6 protein-coding genes and 1 pseudogene are annotated in these 9,354 nt (G+C 36.2%); 5 read left to right on the top strand and 2 right to left on the bottom strand.

The genetic code is table 11. The features are described 5' to 3' along the window. The first annotated feature begins 279 nt into the window (after window positions 1-279). The gene (locus tag FJR38_RS03135; protein WP_168535338.1) at window positions 280-909 is read left to right on the top strand and encodes a hypothetical protein; all 630 of its coding nucleotides are present in this window, start codon (window positions 280-282) and stop codon (window positions 907-909) included. Here the strand turns inward: FJR38_RS03135 and chrA are convergent. Together chrA and FJR38_RS03125 are read right to left on the bottom strand one after the other, a co-directional pair. After that, window positions 906-2,096, bottom strand: coding sequence for a chromate efflux transporter (gene chrA / locus FJR38_RS03130; protein ID WP_168535336.1), 1,191 nt, complete (start codon window positions 2,094-2,096; stop codon window positions 906-908). The two genes, FJR38_RS03135 and chrA, sit on opposite strands and share 4 nt — an antisense overlap. Next, the gene (locus tag FJR38_RS03125; RefSeq protein ID WP_168535334.1) at window positions 2,089-3,087 is read right to left on the bottom strand and encodes a glycerophosphodiester phosphodiesterase; all 999 of its coding nucleotides are present in this window, start codon (window positions 3,085-3,087) and stop codon (window positions 2,089-2,091) included. The genes chrA and FJR38_RS03125 overlap by 8 nt, the downstream gene beginning before the upstream one ends. Before the next feature lie 55 nt (window positions 3,088-3,142). Between FJR38_RS03125 and ligA the strand changes: the two are divergent. From ligA to FJR38_RS03105, 4 genes and pseudogenes are all read left to right on the top strand, one after another. After that, a pseudogene (ligA, locus tag FJR38_RS03120) lies at window positions 3,143-5,196 on the top strand (NAD-dependent DNA ligase LigA). Between the two features lie 282 nt (window positions 5,197-5,478). Beyond that, complete coding sequence (locus tag FJR38_RS03115; protein ID WP_168493610.1) at window positions 5,479-5,775, top strand: RNA-binding protein; 297 nt, start codon at window positions 5,479-5,481, stop codon at window positions 5,773-5,775. A gap of 488 nt (window positions 5,776-6,263) precedes the next feature. Further along, window positions 6,264-7,181 (top strand): DMT family transporter, encoded by a 918-nt coding sequence (locus tag FJR38_RS03110; protein WP_168535332.1) that lies wholly within the window; start codon window positions 6,264-6,266, stop codon window positions 7,179-7,181. Window positions 7,182-7,570: 389 nt separating this feature from the next. Next, window positions 7,571-9,175 (top strand): alpha/beta hydrolase, encoded by a 1,605-nt coding sequence (locus FJR38_RS03105; protein WP_254449329.1) that lies wholly within the window; start codon window positions 7,571-7,573, stop codon window positions 9,173-9,175. Window positions 9,176-9,354 lie beyond the last annotated feature (179 nt).

Here is a 9,354-nt window from a genome sequence, read left to right as displayed (position 1 = left end):
TTTTGATCACAGAAGCAGTAGTTAATAGCTTATATAATCCAGAATTATTTTCTTTAAGACTTGTAGATGAATCAGTCAAAGTCAAAGGTAAAGATCAAGCTATTTCTATCTATGAAGTTCTTATTTAAGTAACTAGACAAAAATAAATTAACTTAGATTAAGTAATGTAAAAAATATTGAGATGATTTGGTAGTAAGGGCTTCAGCCCTTAAATGAGGACTAAAGTCCTCACTACAAACTTATCAATTGTCAATTATCTAAATTAAGCAAGCCATAACTATGATTCAAGAAAAACTATTTATTTATTGGCAACAAACAATCAAACCCTTTAACATAGAAAAGATCGCAGCCAATCAAGCTTTTACTGACTTAGTTAACACTTATTCTCAGCCTTATCGCTACTACCACAACCTCAAACATCTTGATCATATTCTCAGTACAATTAATATTTTACAAATATATGCTCAAGATTTACCTTCTGTCAAACTTGCAGCTTGGTTTCATGATATAATTTATAATACTCATGCTCAAGATAATGAAGAAAAAAGTGCTGACTATGCTGCCAATATCTTAGAAAGTTTAGGAATTCCTACTAGCAATATTAACACAGTTCATCAGTTAATTTTAAATACTAAAAATCATCAAAGTAATGATTTAAATAGCCAGGTTTTACTTGATGCAGACTTAGCAATCTTAGCTGCAAAACCAGTTGAATATCAAGAATATGCCGAAGCCATTCGTCAAGAATATGCGTGGGTATCAGAATTAGAATATATCACAGGCAGGAGACAAATTTTAAAAGGATTTTTGCAGCGGGAAAGGATCTATTTTACACCTTTGATGTTTGAGAGTAGCGAAAAATCTGCCCGTGATAACTTAGAAAGAGAAATAAATTATTTATATCTTTAAAAAGAATAACCAAAAATTGCTGCACCCCAACCAATCATAGCACCACCTAAAATTAAGTAAACTGCATTAATCCGGTAACGAATCACTAAAATTCCCGAAATTATAGCAATTCCTAAACCCAAAAAATCTATATAAGGGGTTTTTGTTAAACTTAAAGTAGCGATCGCTAATTGAATAGTGGTTAATACCATTAATCCTACAGCACTAACATTGACAGAATCTAAAAAAGGTCTTGTTAACGATGAATTACGGATACGATTTATCAGAGGATTTAAAGCAGCCACAAATAAAAATGAAGGCATGAAAATTCCCAAAGTTGCGACAATTGCCCCAGGAAATCCAGCAATTACATAACCAATAAATGTAGCAGTAGAAAGGATAGGTCCAGGAGTAAATTGGCCAATAGCAATTGCATCTAATAACTGTTGTTGTGTTAACCAACCATATTGTTCTACTAATCCCCCTTGCAAAAAAGCTATCAACAAATAACCACCACCAAACAGTACACTACCAACTTTTAGAAAAAATAAACCCAATTGCCATAAAGGTACAGATACATTATTACCAATAGGTGTAGTTACAGTTGCGGTAGTTTGCCAAAGTGTACCTGTAGTGAAAATAGCCATCATTAAATTAGTTTGATTACTGCTACGTAACCAAATCATACCTAATATTCCCCCTAGTAATAAAGCGATAACTTCATTAACTTTAGCAAACCCAGTTATTAAGCCAACTACTATAGCAATTATCAGTAATTCTCGCGTTTTTACTGATTTTTTTGCTAAACCCCAAATAGCATTCATGATAATTGCCAAAACAACGGGTTTTATGCCATAAAGTAGAGGTGCAACTTGGGGTAAAGTCCCATAATTAACATATATCCAAGCAAATACACCTGTAATTAAAACCGCAGGTAAAATAAAACAAACACCAGCTACAATTAATCCTAACCAACCTGCATAAATGTATCCAATATGAATTACCATTTCTGTGGAGTTGGGTCCAGGAATTAAATTAGTTGCCCCTACCAAATCTAGAAAATGTTCTTGTGTCAACCATTGACGACGTTTCACTACTTCATCTTCAATCAAGGCAATATGGGCAACTGGTCCACCAAAACCAATAATCCCCAATTTGAGAAAAAGTTGGGCAATTTCGGTTAAACGATTTAAAGGTAAATTACTCATTTGCTTGATATAAAAATCTAGAATTGCGGATATTTACAGCCATATCTGGATAATCACTAAATAAGCCATCTATCCCTAAACTGAAAAACATTTCATATTCTCTGTCTGGATTTCCTTTTAAGTCTAGAGGCAAAAAGACATCTTCATTTCTAAAAGTCCAGAGATGAACTTGTAAATTAGCTACATGAGCATCTATAATTAAAGAGGTTGACGAAAGTAATTTACCATTAATATCTTGAGGAATCAACAAGTTTTTATTTACACCAATCACTTGGGCATATTCAGCGATTTCTCTTAACCCTTGTTGACTTAATAAATCCGTATATGTCCGAGGATCATGATCAGTAACAAAATGATATGGTTTACCACTATCATTAATTAACTGCACAAGAGGTAAATTTGTTGTTTTTGATAATTCTTGCAAATTGCTAACTTCAAATGACTGAATAAATACAGGTAGATTAATGTTTTGTAAATTGAATAATAAAGTTTCTTCTAAGGGTAAGCCAATAGATTTAAAATAACTAGGATGTTTGGTTTCTGGATAAATGCCAATATTCCGGCCAATTGCTTGACTTTTTTGCTGTGCTAAATCAATTACTTCTTGAAAAGTGGGAATAGCAAACATTCCGTTATAAGCTATATTTTGGGGACGGATTTGGGGAATACGTTCTTTCGCGGTTAAAGTTTTGATTTCTGCTATGGTAAAATCTTCCGTAAACCAACCAATTTTAATTTCACCATCAATGATTTTAGTAGTTTTTAAATGACCAAATTCAGGATGATTAGCAATATCGGTAGTTTCTGATATTTCATTTTCATGCCGCGCAATTAAAACCCGATCTTTAGTAATAACTAAATCTGGTTCAATATAATCAGCACCCAAATCAATTGCTAATTCATAACTGGCTAAAGTATGTTCGGGACGGTAGCCGCTTGCACCTCGATGAGCGATAATAATAGGGGGCTGTCCTGTGAAAGTTTTAGTCATGTATGCTTCCTACTCTTCTTTATAATTAAAGTCCCACTGGTATTATTGTTTGGTTATGAAACTCATGATGTCAACTCAGCCTGAAGTAAAGCGTATAGAAGAACTGCGAAGTTTACTCCAACAAGCTGGCTATGCGTATTATGTACTAGATGCGCCAATAATGGAAGATACGGTTTATGATCGGCTGTATCGAGAATTGCAAGAATTAGAAACGCAGTATCCAGAACTAATTACTTCCGATAGTCCGACTCAGCGTGTAGGTGAAAGACCTGCAACTCATTTTACCTCAGTCCGTCATAATATCCCTCTCTACAGTCTGGAAAACGCTTTTAATATTGAGGAATTACAAAGTTGGGATCAACGTTGGCGGCGACACGCACCAAGTCAGTATAATCCCGGTGAAATAGAATATGTATCTGAGTTGAAAATTGATGGTGCGGCTTTGGCTTTGACTTATGAAAATGGTTTTCTAGTCAGAGGTGCAACTAGAGGAGATGGGGTAATGGGTGAAGATATTACTCAAAATGTGAGAACTATTCGCTCAATTCCTCTACGTTTGAATTTTGACGGGTTAGACAATATTGCTAAGGTGGAAATACGGGGAGAAGTGTTTTACCCTTACAAGTATTTAAAGACATTAATCAGAAAAGACAAAAAGCTGGTGAACAGGTATTTGCTAATCCTCGCAATGCTGTAGCAGGTACACTTAGGCAATTAGATTCTCGCATTGTCGCACAGCGGCAGTTAGATTTCTTTGCTTATACTTTGCATATTACGGGGTTGGATGATTCTAGTATTGCTAATACGCAATGGGAAGCTTTGGAATTATTGCAAAGGCTGGGTTTTCGGATTGATACCAACCATAAACTCTGCCATTCTATTGCTGAAGTTGCCGAATATTACCAATATTGGGATACAGAACGGCTGAATTCTCCCTATATGACGGATGGAGTTGTAGTTAAATTAAATACCTTTAAACTGCAAGAACAACTGGGATTTACACAGAAATTTCCCCGCTGGGCGATCGCACTCAAATATCCTGCCGAAGAAGCCCCAACCCGTGTAGAAAAAATCACAGTCAATGTCGGACGAACCGGGGCATTAACCCCATTAGCAGAAATGTTCCCCGTCCAACTAGCCGGCACAACAGTCTCCCGTGCTACCTTACATAATAGCGATCGCATCGAACAATTAGACATCCGCATTGGTGATACCGTCATTGTTCGCAAAGCCGGAGAAATCATCCCCGAAGTTGTCCGAGTCATTAAAGAACTGCGTCCCGCTGACACCCAACCTTTTATTATGCCTTCCCATTGTCCCGTCTGTGGGCAACTGGTAGTCAGGGAAACAGGAGAAGCAGTGACAAGATGTGTCAACGCATCCTGTGCGGCTATTCTCAAAGGTGAAATTGAACATTGGGTCAGCCGTGATGCCTTAGATATTAAAGGTATGGGAGAAAAACTGGTACATCAACTCGTAGATAAAGGGTTGGTACATTCCGTTGCTGATTTATATGACTTGACAGAATCAAGTTTATGTGTATTAGAAAGAATGGGTCAAAAATTAGCAGAAAAATTGGTCAATGCGATCGCCCAATCGAAAAACCAACCTTGGCCTAGAGTATTATATGGTTTAGGCATCCGTCACGTTGGCAGCGTCAACGCCCAACTACTCACAGAAAAGTTTACCACCGTCGAAACACTCACAGCCGCAAAACAATCAGACATTGAAGGCGTTTACGGTATTGGCTTTCAAATTGCCCAATCAGTCCATCAATGGTTTCGGACTCCAGCCAATCAAACCTTAATTTCCCGACTCCAAGCGATCGGTTTACAATTAGCAAACAGCGCAGCACAGCCAACAATTGGCGAAATTAATCAGAAACTTGCTGGTAAAACCTTTGTTGTCACCGGGACATTACCAACCTTAAAGCGGGATGAAGCCAAAGCCTTAATTCAAAAAGCAGGTGGTAAAGTTACGGAATCCGTCAGTAAAAAAACAGACTTTTTGGTAGTCGGAGCAGATGCCGGCTCTAAATTAGATAAAGCGCAGAATTTAGGGATCAGCCAGTTGAGTGAGGCACAGTTATTAACAATACTGGCAGAATAGTGAGAGTTTTTGGAAAACAAACTATGAATTCCATCCTTGTAATTATTCCTAATTTTTCAATTCTACTGTAGTATGTCAAAGAACAGGCAAAAAGGAGTCATTTAAAATCACTAGATACAAAGGCGGGAGTCAACAGACCATTAAAAATTCTTAAAAAGCTTACATCATCTGCTTGTTAATTTTTAATTTTTAATTTTTAATTCCGCCCTTTGGTACTAGTCACGGGTATTATATGGTTTAGACATCTGTACACGTCCACTTTTTAATTTCTGGAGCAATTCTATGTCAATTTATGTTGGTAATCTATCCTATGAGGTTAGAGAACAAGACCTTGAGCAGGCTTTTGCAGAATATGGAACTGTTAAAAAAGTTCAACTACCTACAGACCGGGAAACTGGACGAGTTAGAGGTTTTGGCTTTGTAGAAATGTCATCAGACGCAGAAGAAGAAGCGGCAATTACCGCACTTGACGGCGCTGAATGGATGGGTCGCAACTTAAAAGTTAACAAAGCCAAACCCAAAGAAGAAGGTGGTGGACGACGTGGTGGAGACGGCGGTGGCTATTCTCGCCGTTACTAAGTTTTATACTCAACAGGACTTACGCGCGTGTCACACTAAAATCTGTTGTAGGGTGTGGTTCAGCAAGCTCACCAACCACGTCAGACTAGATAAATCCTGCAAATAAACAGATAATTAAAATCTGACGCACTCTATCAAAAATCTTTTGTAGGGTGCGTCAGACTATATAAATCCTGCAAATAAACAGATGATTGAAATCTGACGCATATTTTTAATAAACTTTAAATTACATTTTGTAACTTAAAATTACACATTCAAAAATTAATATTACCCGGACTCATAGCCAAGAGCCAGAAATAATTAACTATTCCTGGTACTTAACTACTGTGCAAAAATCAACAATGGACAATTGTCTCCCACTTCTAGGGCGAGAATTGAGAAAAAGGAATTTTTTGGCTTTTTCTCCTTTAAAGGAGAGGTTTTAAACATTGAATGAAACAATTGTCAATGATCAATTGATAACTTGTCCTACTTAGTAATTATTAATAATGCATCAAAGTTCTGGTCGTTGGCGCTTAGGGCTAGGTTTATCATTGGTAACGGTTTTTTTATGGGGAGTTTTACCTCTAGCCTTAACAGTAACCTTACAAGTCCTAGATGTCTACACCATCGTTTGGTTTCGCTTTTTAACTGCCTTCCTTTTACTAGCAATTTATTTATTTGTCAAGAAAAAATTACCAACTTTAGCAGAATTACGTGCTACTTCGTGGCAATTATTAGTAGTTGCTACCATCTTTTTAGCAGCCAACTATTTTCTGTTTATGCAAGGTTTAGCATTTACAGCCCCAGCTAATGCTGAAGTCATCATTCAATTATCTAGTGTGTTATTAAGTTTCGGTGGATTAGTAATTTTTCACGAACGCTATACATTATATCAATGGTTAGGTGTTGGTATCTTGGCTTCAGGTTTTGCCTTATTTTTTCATGCCCAATTAGCCACTATCATCACAGCTAAAGGTGAATATTTATTAGGTAGCGGTTTGCTGGTTTTAGGAGCAGTAGCATGGGCTATTTATGCCTTATCCCAAAAACAACTATTGCAATCTTTATCCTCTGCCAAAATCATGTTGATTATTTACGGTGGCTGTGCTGTATTATTCACGCCATTGGCAAAAATCAATACAATTTTCACTCTTGATAACTTTCATTTTGCAACATTGCTATTTTGTGCTTTCAATACTCTCATTGCCTATGGTGCTTTTGCTGAATCATTGGAACATTGGCAAGCATCAAGAGTAAGTGCTGTCATAGCTTTAGCTCCAATTATTACTTTATTTTCCGGTTGGCTCATGTCCGCAATTGCTCCTAATATTATCTCTCATGAACAAATATCATTGTTAGGAATTATTGGCGCTTTTTTAGTTGTCCTTGGTTCAATATCTATTACTTTAGGCAAAGCCCATTAATAGAACTGATTCGCATAATTTCAGGTTAATCAATCTTAATACATAATAAATACTGATGTAGAACATTTATGTATTTATTATGATTTTAAAAGAAATGCTAGTAATGAGAAGTGAACCTTGCCCAGCAACTCCATCGCATTTCTAATTTGACTTTGGCATTTTTGCTAAGAAATATATCTCAATTAATCAATGATATCTGAAGCAAACAATACTTTATTAATTGATCAGGGTGTTTAAATAACTACCAAAATTTGAGCCTCGCTCAACAATATCACCACACAAGTTAAGCGATGAATATGTTTGGTAATTGGGGCAGCACCCTCAGAAAAAATTCCCTGTCACTTGTGCTATCAATGTTGCTGCCAACATTTGGTATAAGTAACTCTGTCATGGCAGCAGAACAAATTCATGCTTCTTATTCAGCACTAGAAATTTCTATCCCTATTAGTATCTTAGAAAGTTATGCTAAACATGGTATAATTAATGCGGATTTAGCAGGATATTACCAATATATTCCGGCTCATAAACTGCAAGAATTAAGAAATATTCTGATGCAACCGCTCAGAATTAGCCCTTCTGTAGCTTCCCAATTTTTGGACACTCAACAAGGGAAATTTATCTTACAAAGATTGACTGAATTAATTAAAACATCTTCTCATCCTAAAGAATCAGAATTTCAGGCTTTACGCACAGCTTTAATTGCTGCTGCTGCTGAACCAGAAGGGTTAAATTTATTAAATTTATTACGTAAATATCCTCAAAAAAGTATTAGTATTGATGTAGCTTCTGGTATGCAAATTGCTGATGAATTAGAAAAAATGATCAGCGAAACTGAAAAAGCAATTTCTACAATTATCCAAGCATCCCATTTAGAAGCTGCGACAATTTCTCTAGAGAATTTATCTCAATTATCAGAGTTGTCAAATCAACCAAATTTGCTAACTCAAAAACAAACATTACAGTTATTTGATTCAATCCGTAATCGGCATTTATCTACAGATATCTATATTCCCAATACCTTACAACCTGCACCTGTAATTGTAATTTCCCATGGGTTAGGTTTAGATAGCAGTAACTTTCGCTATTTAGCAAATTACTTAGCTAAAAATGGGTTTGCAGTTGTTATTCCCAATCATCCAGGTAGTGATGCTAAACAATTACAATCTTTAATTAAGAGAAATAGTAATCAAGTTGCCCACCCGAATGAATTTAAAGATAGACCCTTAGATATAAAATATATCTTAGATCAACTAGGATCAGATTCACGATTTCAACATCGGCTCAACTTACAACAAGTGGGAGTATTTGGTCAGTCTTTAGGAGGTTATACTGCATTAGCTTTAGTTGGGGCAAAAATTAACTTTGAGCAACTCAAACAAGACTGTCATGCAGAGAAAGTAAGAAATACTTGGAATATGTCTTTACTGCTGCAATGTCGGGCTTTAGAACTGCCAAATCAGTCAGGAAAAGAGGATAATTTACAAGATCAAAGAATCAAAGCAGCGATCGCTGTTAATCCTATCACTAGTTCTATTTTTGGACAAGCTGGTTTAAGTCAAATTCACACCCCAGTCATGATTATTGGTAGCAGCGAAGATACTGTTGCACCAGCTTTATATGAGCAAATTTTACCTTTCTCTTGGATTACTTATCCCCAAAAATATTTAGTCATGTTACTAGGTGCTACTCATTTTTCTACCATTGGTAATAGCAACCCTGGAAGTACACAAATAGCCTTATCTACTGATATGGTAGGTGATGTTTTCCAAGCCCAGCATTACATGAACGCTTTAAGTTTACCTTTCTTCCAAACTTATGTAGCCAAAAAACCAGAATATTTGCCCTATCTGAATGCTGCTTATGCTCAAAGTATTTCTAGTCAGTCTCTCGGTTTAAATTTAGTACAATCCTTGGATCATCTTAAATTAGCACCAGCTTTAGATGATCACTCTCCAGAAACAAATCCCGTAAAAAAAAACTTTCCCATACCATAGTCCGATTTGGATTTTGGATGCTAGGTATCGGTGTTTCCCTACTGCATTTATTAACATTTTCCTAGTTTTAACAATTTGTGTAAAAATACAAAAATATCAAATCTCAAATTAAAATTGTGCAAGGTTTTCTGAATTTAAACAAACCATTTGACTGGACTTCTCATGACTGCGTAGCCAAA

The organism is Anabaena sp. UHCC 0253 (assembly GCF_009712085.1).
Lineage (GTDB): Bacteria > Cyanobacteriota > Cyanobacteriia > Cyanobacteriales > Nostocaceae > Dolichospermum.
This window is presented reverse-complemented; position numbering and strand designations above follow the sequence as displayed.

Excerpts from the sequence above, each read along its gene's own strand:
- FJR38_RS03135 (WP_168535338.1), top strand. The coding sequence starts at position 280 with ATGATTCAAGAAAAACTATTTATTTATTGGCAACAAACAATCAAACCC.
- chrA (WP_168535336.1), bottom strand. The coding sequence starts at position 2,096 with ATGAGTAATTTACCTTTAAATCGTTTAACCGAAATTGCCCAACTTTTT.
- FJR38_RS03125 (WP_168535334.1), bottom strand. The coding sequence starts at position 3,087 with ATGACTAAAACTTTCACAGGACAGCCCCCTATTATTATCGCTCATCGA.
- FJR38_RS03115 (WP_168493610.1), top strand. The coding sequence starts at position 5,479 with ATGTCAATTTATGTTGGTAATCTATCCTATGAGGTTAGAGAACAAGAC.
- FJR38_RS03110 (WP_168535332.1), top strand. The coding sequence starts at position 6,264 with ATGCATCAAAGTTCTGGTCGTTGGCGCTTAGGGCTAGGTTTATCATTG.
- FJR38_RS03105 (WP_254449329.1), top strand. The coding sequence starts at position 7,571 with ATGGCAGCAGAACAAATTCATGCTTCTTATTCAGCACTAGAAATTTCT.